This window comes from Thermus sp. CCB_US3_UF1 (genome assembly GCF_000236585.1).
Lineage (GTDB): Bacteria > Deinococcota > Deinococci > Deinococcales > Thermaceae > Thermus.
Map to the genome: position 1 here is coordinate 910,638 of NC_017278.1, position 19,520 is coordinate 930,157.

The following is a 19,520-nucleotide window of genomic DNA, read 5'->3' on the forward strand; positions in this document are numbered from 1 at the left end:
GGGGATTAGCCCTTGTAGAAGGCCTCGGCCACGTCCCAGTTGAGGACGTTCCAGATGGCCTCCAGGTACTCGGCGCGGCGGTTTTGGTACTTCAGGTAGTAAGCGTGCTCCCACACGTCAATGCCCAGGATGGGGGTGAAGCCCTCCATCACCGGGTTGTCCTGGTTGGGGGTGGAGAGGACATGCAGCTTGCCGAAGGGGTCCTTGACCAGCCAGGCCCAGCCGGAGCCGAAGCGGCCCATGGCGGCCTGGGTGAGCTTCTCCTTGAGGCTTGCGAAGCCGCCAAACTGCTCGTCCACCGCCTTCTTCAGCTCCCCCACGGGCTCCTTGGCCCCGCCTGGGGTGAGGAGCTTCCAGAAGAGGCTGTGGTTCAGGTGCCCGCCCCCGTTGTTGCGCACCGCGGTCTGGATGTCGGCAGGCAAGGCGGCCAGGTGCCTTAGGAGGGTTTCCACCTCGGCCCCTTGCAGGTAGGGGTACTTTTCCAGGGCGGCGTTCAGGTTGTTCACGTAGGCCCCGTGGTGCTTCTGGTGGTGGATCTCCATGGTCTTGGCGTCGATGTGGGGCTCGAGGGCCTCGTAGGGGTAACCCAGCTCCGGCAGCTTGAACGGATACGGCATAACCTCACCTCCCGCCCCTCACTATAAGGGGCCCACCCCGGGGTGGGGTGGGCCCTCTCACAAAGGGGGCTAGCCCTCGTGGGGCTTGGCCAGCCTCAGGGGCACCACGATGCGGTCAAACGCTTCCTCCGTGAGGTAGCCCAGCTCCAAGGCCGCCTGCTTCAGGGTTTTCTTCTCCTTGAGGGCCTTCTTCACCACCTCCGCCGCCTTGTCGTAGCCGATGGCCCGGTTGAGGGCGGTGGCCAGCATGGGGTTTTTCTCCAGGTGTTCCGCGATCCGCTCCAGGTTGGGCTCAATCCCCTGGGCCAGGTGCTCGTTGAAGGAGGCCATGGCGTCCGCCAGGAGGGTGATGGACTCCAGGGCGGCGTCCACCATCACCGGCTTGTAGACGTTGAGCTGGAAGTTGCCCTGGCTGCCGGCAAAGGCCACCGCGTGGTCGTTGCCGAAGACCCGCACCACCACCATGGTCAGGGCCTCCACCTGGGTGGGGTTCACCTTCCCCGGCATGATGGAGGAGCCGGGCTCGTTGGCGGGGATGAAGATCTCCCCGATCCCCCCGTAAGGCCCGGAGGCCAGCCAGCGGATGTCGTTGCCCACCTTCATCAGGGCCCCGGCCAGGGTGCGCAAGGACCCCATCACCTGCACCAGCTCGTCGTGGGCGGCCAGGGCGGCGAAGCGGTTTTCCGCCACCCGGAAGGGGAGGCCGGTTTCCTCCGCCAGGTAGCGGGCCACCAGCTCCCCGAAGCGGGGGTGGGCGTTGAGGCCCGTGCCCACCGCGGTGCCCCCGATGGCGAGGTTGTAGAGCCCCTTCTCCGCCTCCCTCACCATGCCCAGGGTGGTCTTGAGTTGGGCCGCCCAGCTGCCCACCTCCTGGCCCAGGGTGATGGGCACGGCGTCCATCAGGTGGGTGCGGCCCACCTTAACGATGCCGTCAAAGGCCCGGGCCTTTTCCTCCAGGGTTTGGATCAGGGCCTCCGCCGCGGGGTAGAGCCTCCCTTGCAGGGCCAAGGCGGTGGCCACGTACATGGCGGTGGGGAAGGTGTCGTTGGAGCTTTGGCCCCGGTTCACGTGGTCGTTGGGGTGGACGTACTTGGAGCCCAGGGGGTGGCCCAGGATTTCCGAGGCCCGGTTGGCCAGGACCTCGTTCACGTTCATGTTGGTCTGGGTGCCGGAGCCGGTCTGGAAGACCACCAGGGGGAAGTGCTCGTCCAGCTTTCCCTGGATGACCTCCTCCGCCGCCTGGATGATGGCCTTGGCGATGGGCTCGGGGAGCTCTCCCAGCTCCAGGTTGGCTCTGGCCGCGGCCTTTTTCAGCATCCCGTAGGCGCGGATGACCTCGAGGGGCATGCGGAAGCGCCAGGCCCCAATCCTGAAGTGCTCCAAGGAGCGCTGGGTCTGGGCCCCCCAGTAGCGGTCTGCCGGCACCTTGACCTCGCCCATGGTATCCCGCTCAATCCGGTATTCCATAAACCCCTCCGGCACCGATTTTACGCCTCTTCCTCATAGGGGTCGTGGAGTTTCACCGGCTTGCCCCTAAGGCCTGCCCGCAGGTTGAGCCACTCCACGAAGACGGCGAAGCCCATGGCGAAGTAGACGTAGCCCTTGGGGATGTGGACCCCCGTGCCCTCGGCCACCAGGGTGAAGCCGATGAGGAGGAGGAAGGAGAGGGCCAGCATCTTCACCGTGGGGTGGCGGTTCACGAAGGCGTAGATCGCCCGGGAGGCCAGGAGCATGACGGCCACCGAGGTGAGGATGGCCGCCACCATCACCGGGACGTAGGAGGTAAGCCCCACCGCGGTGATCACGGAGTCAATGGAGAAGACGATGTCCAGGAGGAGGACCTGCCCGATCACCGAGGCGAAGGAAGGGGCCACCCGGCGCACCGCGTGCCCCGACTCCCCTTCCAGCTTCTCGTGGATCTCCTTCACCGACTTGTAGAGGAGGAAAAGCCCCCCGGCGATGAGGACCAGGTCCTTGCCCGTCACCTCGTGGCCTAGGAGGGCGAAAAGGGGCTTCTTCAAGGCCATGATCCAGGCGATGGAGAGGAGGAAGAGGATCCGGGTGACCGCCGCCAGGGAGATCCCCACCATCCGGGCCCGGTCCTGCTCCTCCTTGGGGAGCTTGGAGGCCAGGATGCTGATGAAGATCACGTTGTCCACGCCCAGGACCACCTCCAGGGTCGTGAGGGTGAGGAAGGCGATCCAGACCTCGGGGTTGGTAAGCCACTCCATGGGAAAGAGTCTACATGCCCCCGTAGACTGGAGGGGATGGTGGACGTGCTGGTGGTGGGGGCAGGACCCGTGGGCCTGGCGGCGGCCCTTTGGGCCAAGCGCCTGGGGCTTGGTCACCTGGTCCTGGAACGGGGCACGGTGGCGGAAACCCTCTACCGCTTCCCCCGGGACATGGTCTTCTTCTCCGAGGGGAAGAACCTGGAGATCGGCGGCCACCCCCTGGTCTCCCAGGGCCCCAAGCCCACCCGGAAGGAAGCCCTTTTGTACTACCAGAAGGTGGCGGAGCGGGAGGGCCTAAACCTCCGCCCCTACACCGAGGTCCTGGCCATAGAGGGGCGGGAGGGGGCGTTTAGGGTGCGGGCCCGAAGCCGGAAGGGGGAGGAGGCCTACGCCGCCCGCTACGTGGTGGTGGCCACCGGTTACTTCGGCAACCCCAACCGCCTGGGGGTGCCCGGGGAAGGCTTGCCCCACGTTCTCCACCGCTACGAGGAGGCCGCCCCCTTCTTTGGCCAGAAGGTGGCGGTGGTAGGGGGAAGCAACTCCGCGGTGGAGGCGGCCTTGGACCTCTACCGGGGCGGGGCCCGGGTGACCCTGGTCCACCGGGGAGCGTGGGTGCGGCCGGGCGTCAAGTACTGGCTCCTCCCCGATCTGGAGAACCGGGTCAGGGAAGGGAGCATCCAAGCGGTGATGGAAGCCCGGGTGGAGGCCATCACCCCCGAGGGGCTTTGGCTGGTGCGCCCCGGGGGGCGCCTCTTTTTGGAGGCGGATTTCATCCTGGTCCTCATCGGCTACCGGGCGGAAGACCGCCTCCTTAAGGAGGCGGGGGTGGCCTACGAGGGGGAGAAACCCCGCCTGAGCCTCGAGGGGGAAACCTCCATCCCCGGGCTTTTTGCCATCGGCTCCTGCGCCTACGGCCCCGATACCCGCTCGGTCTTCATTGAAAACGGCCGGGAGCAGGCGGAAAAGGCCCTCCGGGCCATCGCCCGGAGGCTTGGCCTCTTGACACCGGGGGAGGCCCCTGGCTATGCTTAGCCCCAAGATGCGTTCCGTGCTCGCCCTATCCCTAGCCCTGGTCCTAATCGTAGGGCCGGCGGGGGGTAGGGTGTAGCGTCCATAGGCGCATCCACAAACCCCCCGGAAAATCCGGGGGGTTTCGGTTTAGGAGGGGGCGATGAAGGGAGCAGAGGCACTCTTAAAGGCGCTGGAGCGGGAAGGGGTGGAGGTCATCTTCGGCCACCCGGGCGGGGCCATCATGCCCACCTACGACGCCCTCTACGACAGCCCCATCCGCCACATCCTGGTGCGGCACGAACAAGGGGGGGTGCACGCAGCCACCGGCTACGCCCGGGCCTCGGGCCGGGTGGGGGTGGTGATGGCCACCAGCGGCCCCGGGGCCCTCAACCTGGTCACGGGGCTCGCCGACGCCTTCATGGACTCCACCCCGGTGGTGGCCATCACCGGGAACGTTCCCCGGGCCCTGATCGGCACCGACGCCTTCCAGGAGGCGGACGTCACCGGGGTGACCATGCCCATCACCAAGCACAACTACCTGGTGCAGGACGCAAACGACATCCCCCGGGTGGTCAAGGAGGCCTTCCACATCGCCGCCACCGGCAGGCCGGGGCCGGTCCTCATCGATATCCCCAAGGACGTGCAGCTGGCCGAGTTCACCGGCAGCTTTGAGGCGGAGCTGGACCTTCCCGGCTACAAGCCCACCACCAAGGGCCACCCCAAACAGGTGGAAAGGGCCTTGGAGGCCTTGGAGAAGGCGGAAAGGCCCATCCTCATGGTGGGGGGTGGGGCCCAGCACGCCCACGGGGAGCTCCTGGCCTTCGCCGAGAAGACGGGGCTTCCCGTGATCACCACCCTGATGGGCCTGGGGGCTTTCCCCGGGAACCACCCCCTTTGGCTGGGGATGCCGGGGATGCACGGCACCGTGGCCGCCAACCGGGCCATCCACCACGCGGACGTGATCCTGGCCATCGGCCTCCGCTTTGACGACCGGGTGACGGGGAAGGTGTCCCGCTTCGCCCCCCACGCCCACACCATCATCCACGTGGACATTGACCCCGCCGAGATCGGCAAGGTGGTGCGCACCCACATCCCCATCGTGGGGGATGCCCGCCTGGTCCTGAAGGAGATGCTGAAAGGGGCCAGGCCCCTGAAGCTTGCCACCTGGTGGCGGGAGCTGGAGGAGTGGCGCACCCGCCACCCCTTGCGCTGGAAGCCCAAGCCCCACCTGCAGAGCCAGGAGGTGATCCGGGCCTTCTTTGAGGCCACGGGGGGGCACGCCATCGTCACCACCGGGGTGGGGCAGCACCAGATGTTCGCCGCCCAGTTCTTCCCCGTGACCCGGCCCCGCAGCTTCCTCACCTCCGGGGGGCTTGGCACCATGGGGGTGGGGCTCCCCTTCGCCATTGGGGCCAAGGTGGCCCGGCCGGAGGAGCTGGTCTTGGACTTTGACGGGGACGGCTCCTTCCAGATGACCCTGCAGGAGCTGGCCACCCTGGTCAAGTACAAGCTGGACGTGAAGGTGGTGATCCTCAACAACGGCTACCTGGGCATGGTGCGGCAGTGGCAGGACCTCTTCCACGCCAAGCGCTACTCCGAGGTCTACCTGGCGGACTCCAACCCCGACTTTGCCCGCCTGGCCGAGGCCTACGGGATCCGGGGCATCCGGGTGGAGCGCAAGGAGGACCTGAGGAAGGGGGTGGAGGCGGTGCTCCACGCCGATGGCCCCGTGGTGGCGGAGTTCAAGGTCTACCACGAGGAGGGGGTCTTCCCCATGATCCCCGCCGGGGGGGCAGCGGAGGACATGATCCTGGAGAACCCCGCGGAGCGGGAGGAGGTGGAAGCGTGAGGCATGTGATCTCGGTGCTGGTGCAGGACCATCCCCGCGTTCTCAACCGCATTACCAGCCTCTTCGCCCGGAGGGGCTTCAACCTGGAAAGCCTGGCCGTGGGCACCACCCACCAGCCAGGGCTTTCCCGCATCAGCCTGGTGGTCTCCGGGGACGACCGCACCCTGGAGCAGGTGGAGAAGCAGCTCAACCGGCTCATTGAGGTGCTGAAGGTAACGGACCACTCCGAGCCCCACGTGGAGCGGGAGCTCTGCCTGGTCAAGGTCCACGTGGCCGGGGTGGAGGAGCGCCTGGCGGTGAAGGACATCCAGGAGGCCTTCCGGGCCCGGGTGGTGGACGTGGCCCAGAAGACCCTGATCCTGGAGCTCACCGGGGACTCGCGCAAGATCGATTCCTTCGTGGAGGCCCTGAGGCCTTACGGGATCCTCGAGGTCATGCGCACCGGCGCCGTGGCCATGAGCCGGGGCGAGAGGACCCTTAAGGTCAGGGAAAGGAGAGAGGTGGTATGAAGATCTACTACGAGCACGACGCGGACCTGGGGTTTCTCCTCGGCAAAAGGGTAGCGGTCTTGGGCTTCGGCTCCCAGGGGCACGCCCACGCCCTGAACCTGAAGGAGTCGGGGGTGGACGTGCGGGTGGGCCTGAGGCCGGGCTCCAAGGGCTTCGCCAAGGCGGAGGCCGCGGGGCTTAGGGTGCTGCCCGTGGCCGAGGCGGTTAGGGAGGCGGACATCGTCATGGTCCTCCTGCCCGACGAGGTGCAGGGGAGGGTCTACCGGGAGGAGATCGAGCCCCACCTGAAGGAGGGGGCGGCCCTGGCCTTCGCCCACGGTTTCAACATCCACTTCGGCCAGATCAAGCCCAGGCGGGACCTGGATGTCTGGATGGTGGCCCCCAAGGGGCCCGGCCACCTGGTGCGGAGCGAGTACCAGCGGGGAAGCGGCGTACCGGCCCTTTTGGCCGTCCACCAGGATGCCTCGGGGGCGGCCTTCCCCACGGCGTTGGCCTACGCCAAGGCCATCGGGGCGGCCCGGGCCGGGGTTATCCCCACCACCTTCAAGGACGAAACGGAAACCGACCTCTTCGGGGAGCAGGCGGTGCTCTGCGGCGGCCTTACCCGGCTCATCCAGGCAGGGTTTGAAACCCTGGTGGAGGCCGGTTATCCCCCGGAGATGGCCTACTTTGAGACCGTCCACGAGGTGAAGCTCATCGTGGACCTGATCTACGAGGCGGGCTTCGCCGGGATGCGCTACTCCATCTCCAACACCGCCGAGTACGGGGACTATACCCGGGGGGAGGTGGCGGTGCCCGTGGAGGAGACCAAGCGCCGCATGCGGGAGATCCTGCGCCAGATCCAGACCGGGGAGTTTGCCCGGGAGTGGATGCTGGAAAACCAGGTGGGAAGCCCGGTCCTCGAGGCCAACCGCAGGCGCTGGAAGGAGCACCCCCTGGAGGAGGTGGGGGCGAGGCTTCGGGCTATGATGCCCTTCCTGAAAGCCAAGGTATTGCAGGAGGTTGGCTAAGGCTAGGCCCCCCAAAGGGGGGCCTTTGGCGGTTTTAGGAGGGAAAAACATGGAGCGGCACATCCGGATCTTCGATACCACCTTGCGGGATGGCGAGCAGAGCCCTGGGGTAGCGCTTTCCCTGGACCAGAAGCTGGAGATCGCCCACGCCCTGGCCCGGCTCAACGTGGACATCATTGAGGCGGGCTTCCCCGTATCCGGGCCCTTGGAGTTTGAGGCCGTGCGCCGCATCGCCGCCGAGGTCAAGGGCCCGGTTATCGCCGCTTTGGCCCGCACCCACACCTTGGACATTGACCAGGCGGCCAAGGCCTTGGAAAAGGCGGAAAAGCCCCGGATCCACGTCTTCACCTCGGCCTCCAAGATCCACCTGGAGCACATGCTGAAGAAGACGGAGGAGGAGGTTTTGGAGATGGCGGACCAGATGGTCCGCTACGCCCGCCGCTACGTGGACGACGTGGAGTTTTCCGCCCAGGACGTGATGCGGGCCGAGTGGGACTTCGTGAAGCGCCTCTATGAGGTGGCCATTGAGGCCGGGGCCACCACCATCAACATCCCCGACACCACCGGCTACGGCACTCCCCTGGAGTACGGGGCCCTGATCCGCCGCATCCGGGACGAGGTGGTCCGGGGGCGGGACGTGATCATCTCCACCCACACCCACGACGACCTGGGCCTGGCCACGGCCAACGCCCTGGCGGGGATTGAAAACGGGGCCGGCCAGGTGGAGTGCACCATCAACGGCATCGGGGAGCGGGCGGGGAACACCTCCTTGGAGGAGGTGGTCATGGCCCTCTACGTGCGCCGGGACTGGTACAAGGCCTACACCCGGATCAACACCCGGGAGATCTACCGGGTTTCCCGCCTGGTGGAGCGGTACACCGGCATGCCCGTCCCCCCCAACAAGGCCATCGTGGGGGACAACGCCTTCGCCCACGAGTCCGGCATCCACCAGGATGGGGTGCTGAAGCACCGCTCCACCTACGAGATCATGGACGCGGAGCTCATCGGCAGGCGGCCAGCGGTGATCGTTCTCGGCAAGCACTCTGGCCGGGCGGCCTTCAAGAAGGCCCTCGAGGACCTGGGCTACAAGGACCTTTCCGAGGAGGAGCTGAAGAAGCTTTTCGCCCGCTTCAAGGAGATCGCCGAGAAGAAGGGCCCCCTCTCCGCCGAGGAGCTCCAGGCCCTGGTGGAAAGCGAGCGGGAGCCCGCCTCCCACTTCTTTACCCTGGAACATGTCCAGTTTTTCTCCGGATCCGGCCTCCTGCCCACGGCCACGGTGAAGGTGAAGACCCCGGAGGGGGAGAGGTTGGCCACCCATACCGGGGATGGCCCGGTGGATGCCGTGTACAAGGCCCTGGAGGAGGCCATCGGCCTTAGGCCCGAGCTGGAGCTTTACCGGGTGGAGGCCATCACGGGGAGCACCGAGGCCCTGGGCCAGGTGACCGTGCGCCTGCGGCTGGGGGAGCTCCAGGCCGTGGGCGTGGGGGTTTCCCCGGACATCATTGAGGCCAGCGCCCTGGCCTTCCTGGATGCCGCTGGCAAGCTGGCTTCGGGACGGGCCACCAGGCACCCGCCTTCCATCGCGGAGGTGCAGCGGGGTGTCTAAACCCTCCCGCCCCCTGGCGGGGGGCGGGGCCGGGAGGGGCCATGGTGGAGATCCTGGATACCACCCTACGGGACGGAACGCAAGGGGAGGGGATTAGCCTCTCCGTGGACGACAAGGTGGCCATCGCCAAGCGCCTGGCGGCCTTCGGCATCCACGTGATTGAGGGCGGCTGGCCTGGCTCCAATCCCAAGGACGCGGAGTTCTTCGCCCGCATGAAGGGGGTGGACCTGGGGACGGCCAGGCTGGCGGCCTTCGGGGCCACCCGGCGGAAGGGCCTTCTTCCCGAGGAGGACCCCTCGGTCCTGGCCCTCCTGGAGGCCGAGACCCCGGTGGTGGTCCTCTTCGGCAAGAGCTGGACCCTGCACGTGCTGGAGGCCCTGGAAACCTCCTTGGAGGAGAACCTCTCCATGATCCGGGATACCGTGGCCTTTTTCGCCGCCAGGGGCCGGCGGGTGGTCTATGACGCCGAGCACTTCTTTGATGGGTACAAGGAGGACCCCGCCTACGCCCTGGCCACCCTCGAGGCTGCCCGGGAAGGCGGGGCCGAGACCCTGGTCCTCTGCGACACCAACGGGGGCACCCTGCCCGAGGAGGTCTACGCCATCACCAAGGGGGTGGTGGAGCGCTTCCCCGGGGTCAGGGTGGGCATCCACCCCCACAACGACGCGGAACTGGCCGTGGCCAACGCCCTGGCGGCGGTGCGGGCTGGGGCCACCCACGTCCAGGGCACCATCAACGGGTACGGGGAGCGGTGCGGCAACCTGAACCTCACCAGCTTCCTCCCCGCCCTGGTCTTCAAGTACGGCATCCCCGCCCTGCCCCCTGAAAGGCTCCGTGGCCTCAAGGAGCTCTCCCATTTCGTGGACGAGCGGGCCAACCAGACCCCCAACCGCCGCGCCCCCTACGTGGGGGAGGCGGCCTTTGCCCACAAGGCGGGGGTGCACGTCTCTGCCGTCCTCAAGAACCCCCGCACCTACGAGCACCTGCCCCCGGAGTGGGTGGGGAACGGGCGGCGCTTTCTGGTTTCCGACGTGGCTGGCCGCTCCAACCTCCTGGCCAAGCTGCAGGAGCAGGGGGTGGACCTCTCCAAGGAGGAGGCCATGCGCCTCCTCTCCGAGGTCAAGGCCCTGGAGTACGAGGGCTACGCCTTTGAGGGGGCGGAGGCCAGCTTCTACCTCCTGGCCTACCGCCTTAAGGGCGGAGCCCTGCCCTTCAGCGTGGAGGGGTTTTCCGTGTTCGTCCACGGCTCGGGCCTTTCCACCGCCTGGGCCGAGGCCACGGTGCGGGTGCGGGTGGGGGAGAGCCTGCAGCACACCGCCGCGGAGAGCCCCTTCGGCCCCGTTTCCGCCCTGGACCGGGCCTTCCGCAAGGCGGTCTTGGGCTTTTACCCGGAGCTGGCCGACGTGGAGCTGGTGGACTACAAGGTGCGCATCCTCTCCGGCCAGGAGGCGGGCACCAACTCCGGGGTGCGGGTGATGATCGAGATGAAACGGGGGGAGGAGCGCTTCGCCACCGTGGGGGCCAGCGAGAACATCCTCGAGGCCTCCCTGAAGGCCCTCACCGACGGCTACGCCTACGCCCTCCTCTACCCCTTACGGGAGGCTAGGCCTAAGGAAGCCTGACCTCGGACTGGAAGGCGATGGGGGCCTTTTCCCTCAGGGCCTCCTTCAACGTGGTCCATGCGCAGCGCGGCCAGGAAAGGCTTGGGTCCCGTGGGGCTCATCCCCGCCTAGGCCCCCATCCCTGAGTAGCGCCTGAGGCCCAGGCGCCACAGGAGGCGCCAAAGGAGGAGGAAGGCCCCACCCCAAAGGAGCATCACCCAAAGCCCGGGGAAGAGGGCCACTTCCTGCCCGGCCAAAAGGGCCGCAGGCAGGTAGACCAGGTAGGGAAAGGGGGTGAGGAGGGCAAGGGAGCGCAGGGGCTCGGGGAAGACCTCCAGGGGGGCGATGGTGCCGGAGAGGAAGAGGTAGAGGAGGAAGAAAACCTCCTCCACCGCGGCAGCCCGCTCGCTCCAGAAGGTGAGCATGGCGGTGGTGTACTGCATGAGGTAGCGGAGGAGGAAGGCCAAAGCGGTGAGCAAAAGCCCTAGGGCCAAGGGGAGGGCTTCCGGGGTGAAGCGGGCCTCGGGGAAGAGGAGGAAGAAGAGGAGGGTGAGGAGGACCACGAAGGGAAGCCGGGCCAGCCTTTCCGCCACGTGGGCCGCCAGGTGTTCAAAAAAGGGGTCCAGGGGCCTCAGGAGGCGGAAGGAGAGCCTCCCCTCCACCACGTCCCGCTCAAACTCCCACACCACCCAGACCACCGTGGCCTGGCGCACCAAGAAGACCATGAGGAAGTAGCGGGCGAACTCCCCGGGGGAGAGGGGGAAGGCCCCGCTTTGGGCGGCCTCGGTCCACACCCCGAGGAGGATGAGGGGCAGGGCCCCGGCCAGGGCCCAGAGGAAAAGCTCGGCCCGGTATTCCAGCATGTAGGCCAGGTAGACGGAAAGCAGGGTCTTGGCCTTCCTCATCCTTCCTCCACCGGGGCCGGGCTTTGGAACACCCGGGCGATCACCTCCTCCAGGGGGGGTTCGCGGACCTCGAGGTCCTCCACGGGAAGCCTCCGCAGGATCTCCGCCACCCGTTCCGTAAGCCTCTCTCGGGGAACGAGGAGCCTGGCCTCTTGCCCCGAAAGTTCCCGTACCTCTCCGAAGGGGAGGAGGGCCTCCTTGGGCAGGGGGCGGGCCAGGGTAAGCCCCACCTCCCGGTAAGGGGCGAAGCGCTCCGTGAGGCCCTCTAGCTCCCCGTCGTAAAGGAGCCTTCCCTGGTGGATCACCAACACCCTGGCGCACAGGGCGGCGATATCGGCCATGTAGTGGCTGGTGAGGAGGACCGTGGCCCCGTGGCGGCGGTTGTACTCCCGGATGAACTCCCGCACCGCCACCTGGGCGTTCACATCCAGGCCCAGGGTGGGCTCGTCCAGGAAGAGGACCTCCGGGCGGTGGAGGAGGGCGGCCAGAAGCTCGGCCTTCATCCTCTCCCCCAGGGAGAGCTTGCGCACCGGCTGGTGGAGCTTACCCTCCAGGGAGAGCATCTCCGCAAGCTCCCCTACCCGCCGGCGAAACTCCCCCTCGGGGACCTCGTAAATGGCGGCGTTCAGGCGGAGGGTGTCCATGGCGGGCAGGTCCCAGATGAGCTGCTGCTTGTTGCCCATCACCAGGGTGATCTTCTTCAGGAAGGCTTTTTCCCGCCGCCAGGGGATATGCCCGGCCACCCGGGCCTGGCCGCGGGTGGGGTGGATGAGGCCGGTGAGCATCTTCAAGGTGGTGGTCTTGCCTGCCCCGTTGGGCCCCAGGAAGCCCACCACCTCCCCCCGCGGGATGGCGAAGCTTACCCCTTCCGCGGCCCGCACCGTGCGGTACTCCCGGAAGAGGAAGTGGCGCAGGGTGGCCGCCAGGCTTTCCTCTTTCCGGGCCACCCGGTAGTGCTTGGTGAGGTCCTGCGCCAGGATGTGGGCCTCGTCGCGCACCCTTCCAGTCTACCCGTGGTGTAATGGTCCCCGTGCGCTACCTGCGGGTTTTCCTCCTCTTTTTGCGCCTTTCCTTGGCGGCGGAGATGGAGTACCGCCTGAACTTCCTCCTGGGCCTCCTTTCCTCCTTCCTCACCCTCCTGGGGGCCCTTTTTGGCCTGGGGCTCCTCTACCAGGGGGGGTACCGGCCGGGAGGGTGGGCCTGGGAGGAGGCCCTTTTGGTCCTGGCGGCTTTCACCTTGCTCCAGGGCCTGGCCAGCACCCTTCTGGCCCCCAACCTCAACAAGATCGTGGAACACGTGCAACAGGGTACCCTGGACTTCGTCCTCCTCAAGCCCGTGGATCCCCAGTTCTGGCTCTCCTTGAGGGCGTTTTCCCCTTGGGGCCTGGGGGATTTCCTCTTGGGGCTTGGCCTTCTCCTTTGGGGTGGGGTGCGGCTGGGCCTGGCCTTGGGCGACTACCTCCTCTTTGCCCTCTACGCCGCCTTGGGGGGGGTGATGCTCTATAGTCTCTGGTTCCTCCTGGCCACCACCAGCATCTGGTTCGTGAAGATTTACAACGTCACCGAGGTCCTGCGGGGCCTTTTGGAGGCGGGCCGCTTCCCCGCCTCCGCCTACCCGGCCCTGTACCGGGTTTTCTTCACCTTTGTGGTGCCCGTGGCCTTCCTCACCACGGTTCCCGCGGAGGCGGCCTTGGGCAGGGGCCAGGGGCTTTGGGGGGCGGCGGGGGCCACCTTGGCCCTTTTTCTCCTCTCCCGGGGCTTTTTCCGCCTGGCCCTCAGGAGCTACACCTCCGCCAGCAGTTAAAATCCAGGCCATGGCTTCGGTGGCGATCATCCTGCTCCTGGCCTACCTGTTCGGTTCCGTCCCGGCTGGGGTCCTGGTGGCCAGGACCTACGGGGTGGACATCCGCAAGGTGGGCTCGGGCAACATCGGGGCCACCAACGTCCTCAGGACCTTGGGGCTGGGACCGGCCCTGGTGGTGGCCTTTTTTGACGTGTTCAAGGGAGGGATTGCCGTGCTCATCGCCCGGGCGGTGGGCCTCGAGGGGTGGCTCTTGGGGGGGGTGGCCCTGGCGGCGGTGCTGGGGCACAACTACTCCTTGTTCCTGGGCTTCCGGGGGGGGAAGGGGGTGGCCACCAGCTTTGGCACCCTGCTCTTCCTGGACCCGGCGCTGGCCCTTTGGACCCTGCCCATCGGCCTTTCCGTCATGCTCCTCACCCGGTATGTTTCCGCCGGGAGCATGACCGGGGGGGTGGCGGCCACCGTGTTGGCCCTGGCTCTGGGCCGCCCCCCCTGGTTGGCCGCCACGGTGGCCCTCATGGCCCTCCTCATCTTCTGGACCCACCGGGAGAACCTGAGGCGCCTGCAGGCGGGCACGGAGCGGCGCCTGGGCGAGCGGGTGGAGGTGGGGGGTGCTTGACCTTTTGGTGGTGGCCCCTCACCCCGACGATGGGGAGCTGGGATGCGGGGGCACCCTGGCCCGGGCCAAGGCCGAGGGGCTTTCCACGGGGATTCTGGACCTCACCCGGGGGGAGATGGGCACCAAGGGCACCCCGGAGGTGCGGGAGGAGGAGGTGCGGGAGGCAAGCCGCATCCTGGGCCTGGACTTCCGGGGTAACCTCCTCCTCCCCGACGGGGGCTTGGCCGACCTCCCCGAGCAGCGCCTGAAGCTGGCCGAGGCCTTGAGGCGGCTTAGGCCAAGGATCCTCCTGGCCCCCCTGGAGGCCGACCGCCACCCCGACCACACCGCCGCAAGCCGCCTGGCGGTGGCCGCGGTCCACCTGGCGGGGCTGAAAAGGGCCCCCCTGGAAGGGGAGCCCCACCGGGTGGAGCGGCTCTTCTTCTACCCCGGGAACCATCCCTTTACCCCCAGCTTCCTGGTGAAGATCTCCGCCTTTATTGACCGCTGGGAGGCCGCCGTCCTGGCCTACCGCAGCCAGTTCTCCGGGGAGGCGGCCAGCGAAACCGTGGGGCCCAAGGGGGTGGAGGCCAGGAAGGCCCTCCGGCGCCACTGGGGGAACTACCTGGGGGTGGACTACGCCGAGCCCTTCGTGAGCCCCCTGCCCCCCTTGTATGTGCCTTGGAACCGGGCCTGAGGGGCTTGCATAACTTTGCAAGCTCGGGGTATCCTATAAGCCTCATGGCGGGAGACCCCCTTACCCGGCCCAAGGACTTGTTGGACTTCTCGGCCCATGGCCGCAAGGAGATTGAGGCCCTCTTGGCCTTGGCGGAACGGCTTAAGCGGGAGCGCTACCGGGGGGAGGAGCTTAGGGGGAAGGTCCTGGCCCTCCTCTTTGAGAAGCCCTCCTTGCGCACCCGCACCACCCTCGAGGTGGCCATGGTCCACCTGGGGGGGCATGCGGTCTACCTGGACCAGAAGCAGGTGGGCATTGGGGAGCGGGAGCCGGTACAGGATGTGGCCAAGAACCTGGAGCGCTTCGTGGAGGGGATCGCTGCCCGGGTGTACCGGCACGAGACCGTGGAGGAGCTGGCCCGCCACGCCCGCATCCCCGTGGTGAACGCCCTTTCCGACCGCGCCCACCCCTTGCAGGCCCTGGCTGACCTCCTCACCCTCAAGGAGGTCTTCGGCGGGCTTGCGGGCCTCGAGGTGGCCTGGATTGGGGACGGCAACAACGTCCTGGCCTCCCTTTTGGAAGTCGCCCCCCTGGTGGGGCTTAGGGTGCGGGTGGCCACCCCCAAAGGGTACGAGCCCGACCCCCATCTCCTCCAGCGGGCGGGGGCCTTCCTGACCCACGACCCCAAGGAAGCCGCCTTCGGCGCCCACGCCCTGTACACCGATGTCTGGACCAGCATGGGCCAGGAGGCGGAGCGGGAAAAGCGCCTCCGGGATTTCCAGGGCTTCCAGGTCAACGGGGAACTCCTGGCCCTCATCCACCCCCAGGGGGTTTTCCTCCACTGCCTGCCCGCCCATTACGGGGAGGAGACCACGGAAGAGGCCGTCCACGGGGAGCGGAGCCGGGTCTTTGACCAGGCGGAAAACCGCCTCCACACCGCCAAGGCCGTGCTCCTCACCCTGCTAGGCTAGGGGTATGGTCTGCCCTTATCGCTCTTTATGGGGGGCACCGTGGTAAGGGTGGGTATCCTGGGCGCCTCCGGGTATGGGGGAGCGGAGCTCCTCCGCCTGCTCAAGGCCCACCCCGGCGTGGAACTGGTGGGGTTTTCCAGCCGCAAGCACGAGGGCAGGTCCCTTTCTGCCGCCTGGCCGCAGCTTTGGGACGAACGGCTCTTCCTTTCCCAGGAGGAGGTGTTGGAAAGGGCGGAGGTGGTCTTCCTGGCCCTGCCCAACGGCCTGGCCATGGGGATCGCGCCTGAGGCCTTACGGGCCGGGAAGCGGGTCATTGACCTTTCCGGGGACTTCCGCCTGCCCCCCGGGGTCTACGAGGCCTGGTACGGCATCCGCCACCAAAGCCCCGAGGCCTACCAAGAAGCGGTGTATGGCCTGCCCGAGCTTCACCGCCAGGAGCTCCAGGGGGCCCGCCTGGTGGCCAATCCCGGGTGCTACGTCACCGCCGCCACCTTGGCCCTGGCTCCCCTGGCCGCGGAAGGGGTCCTAAAGGGGGGGTTCCTGGTGGGCCTGAGCGGGGTCTCAGGGGCCGGGCGCGAAGGGGAGGGGACCTTTTTCGCGGAGGTGAACGAGAACCTGAAGCCCTACAAGGCAGGGGGCACCCACCGGCACATCCCGGAGATGGAACAGAACCTGGGCCGCCTCCTGGCCCAGGGGAGGCCGGTGCGTACCCACGGGGAGGCCAAGGAGGTGCGCCTCTCCTTTACCCCCCACCTGGTGCCCATGACCCGGGGCATCCTGGTCACCGCCGAGGCCGAGGTGGAAGGGGATTGGAACCAGGGGCTTCTTCAGGCCCTTTACCGGGATTTCTACGCCCAAGAGCCCTTCGTGCGGGTTCTGGACCGCCTTCCCGAAACCAAGGGCACCCTGGGCAGCAACCGGGTGGACCTGAAGCCCCTCTACGAGGCGCGCACGGGCCGGGTCCTGGTCTTCGCCGCCCTGGATAACCTGGTGAAGGGTATGGCGGGCCAGGCTGTGCAGAACCTGAACCTTATGCTGGGCTTCCCCGAGGAAACCGCTCTGCCCAAGGAGGGAATATGGCCGTAAAGCTCCCCAGGGGCTTCCGCGCCGGGGCCACCCGGGCGGGGATCAAGCCTTCCGGCAAGCCGGACCTGGCCCTTCTGGTTTCCGGCCTGCCCGCCGCTTGGGCCTACGCGGCCACCCAGAACCGGGCCGCGGCCCCTTCCATCCACCGGGGCCGAAGGCTTTACGCCGCGGGGGGGGCCTTGCGGGCGGTGGTGGTGAACGCCGGCAACGCCAACTGCGCCACGGGGGAACGAGGGGTTAGGGACGATGCGCGGATGGCGGAGCTCGCCGCCCTTCGGCTGACCCTTCGCCCCGAGGAGGTCCTCACCGCCTCCACGGGGGTGATCGGGGTGCCCTTACCCCTGGAGAGGGTGGAAGCGGGCCTGCCCCAGATCCCCCTGGAGCCCTTGGCCGACCCCTTTGCCGAGGCCATCCTCACCACCGACCTGGTCCCCAAGGTGGCCGAGGCGGAGGTGGCGGGGGCCAAGGTGGTGGGCATCGCCAAGGGCAGCGGCATGATCCACCCCAACATGGCCACCATGCTGGCCTTCGTGGTCACCGATGCCAAGGTGCCCCAGGAGGCCCTAAGGGCGGCCTGGCGGGGGATTGTGGACCGCACCTTCAACCAGGTGACCGTGGACGGGGATACCTCCACCAACGACCTGGCCCTCCTCATGGCCAACGGGGCCTCGGGCGAGGTACCCCTGGAGGCCCTTTTCCAGGCGGTAGAGGCCGTGGCCCAGGAGCTTGCCCGTAAGATCGCCCGGGATGGGGAAGGGGCCACCAAGCTCCTGGTGGTGCGGGTGAGGGGGGCGGCCACGGAGGAGGAGGCCCGCAGGGCCGCTCGGGCCGTGGCGGGGAGCGCCCTTTGGAAAAGCGCCCTCTACGGCAACGATCCCAACTGGGGGCGAATCCTCGCGGCCTTGGGGAACTCGGGGGCCCGGTTTGACCCCTTCCGGGTGCGCATCGCCCTCCAGGGCATCCCCCTGTATGCGGGGGGCGTGCTGCCCTTTGACCGCCAGGCGGCCAGCGCCGCCATGCGGGCCGAGGAGGTGGAGGTCCTGGTGGACCTCGAGGAGGGGGAAGGGGAAGGCGTGGCCTGGGGGTGTGACCTCACCGAGGGGTACGTGCGGATCAACGCCCTGTACACCACCTGAGCTTTGAGGAGAGTTGGCGCGGGATTGGACCAGACTTGGCCGGCCGGGTAGGGGTGATCTTCCGCTAGGCTAACATGGAGGGGATGCGTAGGCGTCCCCTCCTGTTTCTTCTCTTCCTTGCGGCTTGCGCTCGTCCCGATACCGCCCCGCCCGAGGTGGGCCTGGTTCAGCCCGCAGGGGGTGGGGTGGCTTCGGGCCGGACCCTTTCCGTGGAGGGCTACGCCTTTGACCCCTCCGGGGTGGCGAGCGTGCGGGCCAGCGGCCAGGAGGTGTTGCCTGCGGGGGAAAAGGGAAACAAGCTGGTCCGTTTCCGCTTCCGCCTGCAGGCCCCGGCCTCGGGGCGGGTGGAGCTCCTTCTGGAAGCGGTGGACGCCCAGGGCAACCGGGCGGAGCGGCGCATTCCCCTGGAGCTGGATGCCGCCCCTCCCCGCATCCTTTTGGAGCGGGTGGAGCGGGAGGGCGGCCTCTACCGGGTGAGCGGCCGGGTGGAGGACAACCTGGGGGTGGACCGGGTGGCGGTGCAGGTGGGGAAGAGGTTTACCCCCCTTTCCCTACCCAAGGGGCCCGAGGTGGTGTTTCTGGCCGAGGTTCCCCCGGGAGCGGTGCTGGTGGCCGTGGATGCGGCGGGGAACCGTTCTGCGCGCCGTATTCCCTAAGGGGGGGTGTGGTAGACTGCCTGGCGGCATGCGGGAGGCGAAGGACACCCTGGTGGACCTGGCCAAGGCCCTGCGGGAAACCCCGATCCAGGCGGACCAGGTGGGCCGCTTTCGGGAAATCCTCCACCTCCTGCACCGCCTGCCCCCAGGACGGGAGCGGGATGGGCTTCTGGCGGTGGCCTACCTGAGGCTTTATCAGCTTTTGCGGGATCCTGGCGATTACCTGCTTGGCTACAGCTACGCCCGCACGGCCCGGCTGGAGCCTGTGCGCCTACTGGCTGAGCGTCTGGGAGAAGAGGTATGAAGGAACTCCTTGGGCTTTTCGCGGTATGGAGCATCGTGCTTTCCGGTCTGGCCTTGGTGGTGGGGGTGGTCTTCATACGCCGGCAGGAGCGGGTTTGGCACCACCGGGCCATGCTGCTGGCCACCGCTTTGGCGGCGCTTTTCCTGGTCTCTTACCTCAGCAAGTGGGCCCTTTACGGGACCACGGCCTACGGCGGGCCTGAGGCCTGGCGGGGGGCCTATTACTTCATCCTCATCACCCACACCCTCCTGGCCGCCCTCAACGGTCCCTTGGCCCTTTACGTGATCTGGCGGGCCTTTCGGGGGGAGTTTTCCCTGCACAAGCGCTGGGCCAAGGTTCTGGTGCCCATCTGGCTTTACGTGGCCCTTACGGGCTGGGTCATCTACTTGGTCCTGAAGCGCTACGGGGTGGACACGGGCACTATCGCTTTTTAGCGGGTTCCACCACGATCCGCCCCTCCTGGACCCGGGCCAGCTCGGGGCCCTGGGTTTCCTCCCCTTCGGGGGCTTGGGCCAGGTGGGGCCCGATGCGCACCTGCTTGGCGGCCAAGGCCAGGGCGAAGATGAAGCGTTCCTCGTCCCCCGAGGCCCCGGCGTGGGCCAGGCCGCGAAGCTTGCCCACCACGATCACGTCCCCGCCTGCCACCACCTCGGCCCCCGGGTTGACGTCCCCCAGGACCACCACGGTCCCGGGGTGCTCCACCCGTTCCCCTGAGCGCAGGGTTTTGTGGAGGACCAGGGTACCCAAGGGGGTGCGCCCTCGAGGGGGCAGAAGCCGAAGGGGCCGTCCCAGGCCAAGGAGGGCCTCTAGGGTTTCCCCCGAGACCGGACCGGCCACCTCCACCTCGAGGGGCAGCCCCTCGGGCAGCCGCAGGGCGCGGATCTCCTCCGGGGTTTCCCCGCCGTCTAGGCGCAGGGCCAGGGCCTTGGGGGTGGCGCGGAGGCGCATGGGCT

Annotated in this window: 21 protein-coding genes; 15 read left to right on the forward strand and 6 right to left on the reverse strand. The window is 67.8% G+C overall.

The features are described 5' to 3' along the window. Positions 1–5: 5 nt before the first annotated feature. The 3 genes from TCCBUS3UF1_RS04540 to TCCBUS3UF1_RS04550 form a co-directional block, all read right to left on the reverse strand. Positions 6–617, reverse strand: a complete 612-nt coding sequence (locus TCCBUS3UF1_RS04540) for a superoxide dismutase (protein ID WP_014515330.1) — start codon at positions 615–617, stop codon at positions 6–8. 69 nt (positions 618–686) lie between these two features. Further along, a complete protein-coding gene (gene fumC / locus TCCBUS3UF1_RS04545) occupies positions 687–2,084 on the reverse strand; it encodes a class II fumarate hydratase (RefSeq protein WP_014515331.1) in 1,398 nt (465 codons plus the stop codon). A 20-nt stretch (positions 2,085–2,104) separates the two neighbouring features. Next, on the reverse strand, positions 2,105–2,848 hold the full coding sequence (locus TCCBUS3UF1_RS04550; protein ID WP_014515332.1) for a TerC family protein: 744 nt from the start codon (positions 2,846–2,848) through the stop codon (positions 2,105–2,107). A gap of 36 nt (positions 2,849–2,884) precedes the next feature. Between TCCBUS3UF1_RS04550 and TCCBUS3UF1_RS04555 the strand changes: the two genes are divergently transcribed. The 6 genes from TCCBUS3UF1_RS04555 (at position 2,885) to cimA (ending at position 10,455) form a co-directional block, all read left to right on the forward strand. Further along, entirely contained in the window at positions 2,885–3,880 is a 996-nt protein-coding gene (locus TCCBUS3UF1_RS04555; RefSeq protein ID WP_014515333.1) for a YpdA family putative bacillithiol disulfide reductase, read from the forward strand. Positions 3,881–4,019: 139 nt separating this feature from the next. Further along, a complete protein-coding gene (gene ilvB, locus TCCBUS3UF1_RS04560; RefSeq protein ID WP_014515334.1) occupies positions 4,020–5,708 on the forward strand; it encodes a biosynthetic-type acetolactate synthase large subunit in 1,689 nt (562 codons plus the stop codon). Continuing rightward, the gene (gene ilvN / locus TCCBUS3UF1_RS04565; RefSeq protein ID WP_014515335.1) at positions 5,705–6,217 is read left to right on the forward strand and encodes an acetolactate synthase small subunit; all 513 of its coding nucleotides are present in this window, start codon (positions 5,705–5,707) and stop codon (positions 6,215–6,217) included. The genes ilvB and ilvN overlap by 4 nt, the downstream gene beginning before the upstream one ends. Next, positions 6,214–7,227, forward strand: coding sequence for a ketol-acid reductoisomerase (gene ilvC / locus TCCBUS3UF1_RS04570; protein ID WP_014515336.1), 1,014 nt, complete (start codon positions 6,214–6,216; stop codon positions 7,225–7,227). Before ilvN ends, ilvC begins: the two co-directional genes overlap by 4 nt. A 49-nt stretch (positions 7,228–7,276) precedes the next feature. Beyond that, positions 7,277–8,833, forward strand: a complete 1,557-nt coding sequence (locus tag TCCBUS3UF1_RS04575) for a 2-isopropylmalate synthase (protein ID WP_014515337.1) — start codon at positions 7,277–7,279, stop codon at positions 8,831–8,833. Positions 8,834–8,874: 41 nt separating this feature from the next. Then, positions 8,875–10,455: a citramalate synthase gene (cimA, locus tag TCCBUS3UF1_RS04580; RefSeq protein WP_014515338.1), complete on the forward strand. Its 1,581-nt coding sequence runs from the start codon at positions 8,875–8,877 to the stop codon at positions 10,453–10,455. Positions 10,456–10,562: 107 nt separating this feature from the next. Here the strand turns inward: cimA and TCCBUS3UF1_RS04585 are convergent, their stop codons facing one another. Together TCCBUS3UF1_RS04585 and TCCBUS3UF1_RS04590 are read right to left on the reverse strand one after the other, a co-directional pair. Next, positions 10,563–11,339 carry an ABC-2 family transporter protein gene (locus TCCBUS3UF1_RS04585; RefSeq protein WP_014515339.1) on the reverse strand — a complete coding sequence of 259 codons (777 nt, stop codon included), beginning with the start codon at positions 11,337–11,339 and terminating at the stop codon, positions 10,563–10,565. After that, entirely contained in the window at positions 11,336–12,337 is a 1,002-nt protein-coding gene (locus TCCBUS3UF1_RS04590; RefSeq protein WP_014515340.1) for an ATP-binding cassette domain-containing protein, read from the reverse strand. The genes TCCBUS3UF1_RS04585 and TCCBUS3UF1_RS04590 overlap by 4 nt, the downstream gene beginning before the upstream one ends. A gap of 23 nt (positions 12,338–12,360) precedes the next feature. Here TCCBUS3UF1_RS04590 and TCCBUS3UF1_RS04595 point away from each other — a divergent pair, with 23 nt between their 5' ends. From TCCBUS3UF1_RS04595 to TCCBUS3UF1_RS04635, 9 genes are all read left to right on the forward strand, one after another. Beyond that, entirely contained in the window at positions 12,361–13,143 is a 783-nt protein-coding gene (locus tag TCCBUS3UF1_RS04595) for an ABC transporter permease (RefSeq protein ID WP_014515341.1), read from the forward strand. A 10-nt stretch (positions 13,144–13,153) separates the two neighbouring features. Further along, complete coding sequence (gene plsY / locus TCCBUS3UF1_RS04600; RefSeq protein ID WP_014515342.1) at positions 13,154–13,759, forward strand: glycerol-3-phosphate 1-O-acyltransferase PlsY; 606 nt, start codon at positions 13,154–13,156, stop codon at positions 13,757–13,759. Continuing rightward, complete coding sequence (bshB1, locus tag TCCBUS3UF1_RS04605; RefSeq protein WP_014515343.1) at positions 13,752–14,435, forward strand: bacillithiol biosynthesis deacetylase BshB1; 684 nt, start codon at positions 13,752–13,754, stop codon at positions 14,433–14,435. The genes plsY and bshB1 overlap by 8 nt, the downstream gene beginning before the upstream one ends. 44 nt (positions 14,436–14,479) lie before the next feature. Then, positions 14,480–15,385, forward strand: a complete 906-nt coding sequence (gene argF, locus TCCBUS3UF1_RS04610) for an ornithine carbamoyltransferase (RefSeq protein ID WP_014515344.1) — start codon at positions 14,480–14,482, stop codon at positions 15,383–15,385. Positions 15,386–15,433: 48 nt separating this feature from the next. Continuing rightward, positions 15,434–16,471: an N-acetyl-gamma-glutamyl-phosphate reductase gene (argC, locus tag TCCBUS3UF1_RS04615; RefSeq protein WP_155983314.1), complete on the forward strand. Its 1,038-nt coding sequence runs from the start codon at positions 15,434–15,436 to the stop codon at positions 16,469–16,471. After that, positions 16,462–17,607 carry a bifunctional glutamate N-acetyltransferase/amino-acid acetyltransferase ArgJ gene (gene argJ / locus TCCBUS3UF1_RS04620; RefSeq protein WP_014515346.1) on the forward strand — a complete coding sequence of 382 codons (1,146 nt, stop codon included), beginning with the start codon at positions 16,462–16,464 and terminating at the stop codon, positions 17,605–17,607. Before argC ends, argJ begins: the two co-directional genes overlap by 10 nt. Before the next feature lie 83 nt (positions 17,608–17,690). After that, positions 17,691–18,263: a hypothetical protein gene (locus TCCBUS3UF1_RS11885; protein ID WP_041433763.1), complete on the forward strand. Its 573-nt coding sequence runs from the start codon at positions 17,691–17,693 to the stop codon at positions 18,261–18,263. A gap of 28 nt (positions 18,264–18,291) precedes the next feature. Beyond that, a complete protein-coding gene (locus TCCBUS3UF1_RS04630; protein ID WP_014515348.1) occupies positions 18,292–18,567 on the forward strand; it encodes a hypothetical protein in 276 nt (91 codons plus the stop codon). Further along, complete coding sequence (locus TCCBUS3UF1_RS04635; protein ID WP_014515349.1) at positions 18,564–19,001, forward strand: DUF420 domain-containing protein; 438 nt, start codon at positions 18,564–18,566, stop codon at positions 18,999–19,001. The genes TCCBUS3UF1_RS04630 and TCCBUS3UF1_RS04635 overlap by 4 nt, the downstream gene beginning before the upstream one ends. Here TCCBUS3UF1_RS04635 and minC read toward each other — a convergent pair. Beyond that, positions 18,988–19,515, reverse strand: coding sequence for a septum site-determining protein MinC (gene minC / locus TCCBUS3UF1_RS04640; RefSeq protein ID WP_014515350.1), 528 nt, complete (start codon positions 19,513–19,515; stop codon positions 18,988–18,990). The two genes, TCCBUS3UF1_RS04635 and minC, sit on opposite strands and share 14 nt — an antisense overlap. Positions 19,516–19,520 lie beyond the last annotated feature (5 nt).

Bases quoted from the DNA above. Each gene is read 5' to 3' on its own strand.
- TCCBUS3UF1_RS04630 (WP_014515348.1), top strand. From the start codon at position 18,292: ATGCGGGAGGCGAAGGACACCCTGGTGGACCTGGCCAAGGCCCTGCGG.
- TCCBUS3UF1_RS04635 (WP_014515349.1), top strand. From the start codon at position 18,564: ATGAAGGAACTCCTTGGGCTTTTCGCGGTATGGAGCATCGTGCTTTCC.
- TCCBUS3UF1_RS04595 (WP_014515341.1), top strand. From the start codon at position 12,361: ATGGTCCCCGTGCGCTACCTGCGGGTTTTCCTCCTCTTTTTGCGCCTT.
- TCCBUS3UF1_RS04575 (WP_014515337.1), top strand. From the start codon at position 7,277: ATGGAGCGGCACATCCGGATCTTCGATACCACCTTGCGGGATGGCGAG.
- fumC (WP_014515331.1), bottom strand. From the start codon at position 2,084: ATGGAATACCGGATTGAGCGGGATACCATGGGCGAGGTCAAGGTGCCG.
- TCCBUS3UF1_RS04550 (WP_014515332.1), bottom strand. From the start codon at position 2,848: ATGGAGTGGCTTACCAACCCCGAGGTCTGGATCGCCTTCCTCACCCTC.
- ilvC (WP_014515336.1), top strand. From the start codon at position 6,214: ATGAAGATCTACTACGAGCACGACGCGGACCTGGGGTTTCTCCTCGGC.
- TCCBUS3UF1_RS04585 (WP_014515339.1), bottom strand. From the start codon at position 11,339: ATGAGGAAGGCCAAGACCCTGCTTTCCGTCTACCTGGCCTACATGCTG.
- argJ (WP_014515346.1), top strand. From the start codon at position 16,462: ATGGCCGTAAAGCTCCCCAGGGGCTTCCGCGCCGGGGCCACCCGGGCG.
- TCCBUS3UF1_RS04555 (WP_014515333.1), top strand. From the start codon at position 2,885: ATGGTGGACGTGCTGGTGGTGGGGGCAGGACCCGTGGGCCTGGCGGCG.
- TCCBUS3UF1_RS11885 (WP_041433763.1), top strand. From the start codon at position 17,691: ATGCGTAGGCGTCCCCTCCTGTTTCTTCTCTTCCTTGCGGCTTGCGCT.
- cimA (WP_014515338.1), top strand. From the start codon at position 8,875: ATGGTGGAGATCCTGGATACCACCCTACGGGACGGAACGCAAGGGGAG.
- argF (WP_014515344.1), top strand. From the start codon at position 14,480: ATGGCGGGAGACCCCCTTACCCGGCCCAAGGACTTGTTGGACTTCTCG.
- plsY (WP_014515342.1), top strand. From the start codon at position 13,154: ATGGCTTCGGTGGCGATCATCCTGCTCCTGGCCTACCTGTTCGGTTCC.
- TCCBUS3UF1_RS04540 (WP_014515330.1), bottom strand. From the start codon at position 617: ATGCCGTATCCGTTCAAGCTGCCGGAGCTGGGTTACCCCTACGAGGCC.
- ilvB (WP_014515334.1), top strand. From the start codon at position 4,020: ATGAAGGGAGCAGAGGCACTCTTAAAGGCGCTGGAGCGGGAAGGGGTG.
- minC (WP_014515350.1), bottom strand. From the start codon at position 19,515: ATGCGCCTCCGCGCCACCCCCAAGGCCCTGGCCCTGCGCCTAGACGGC.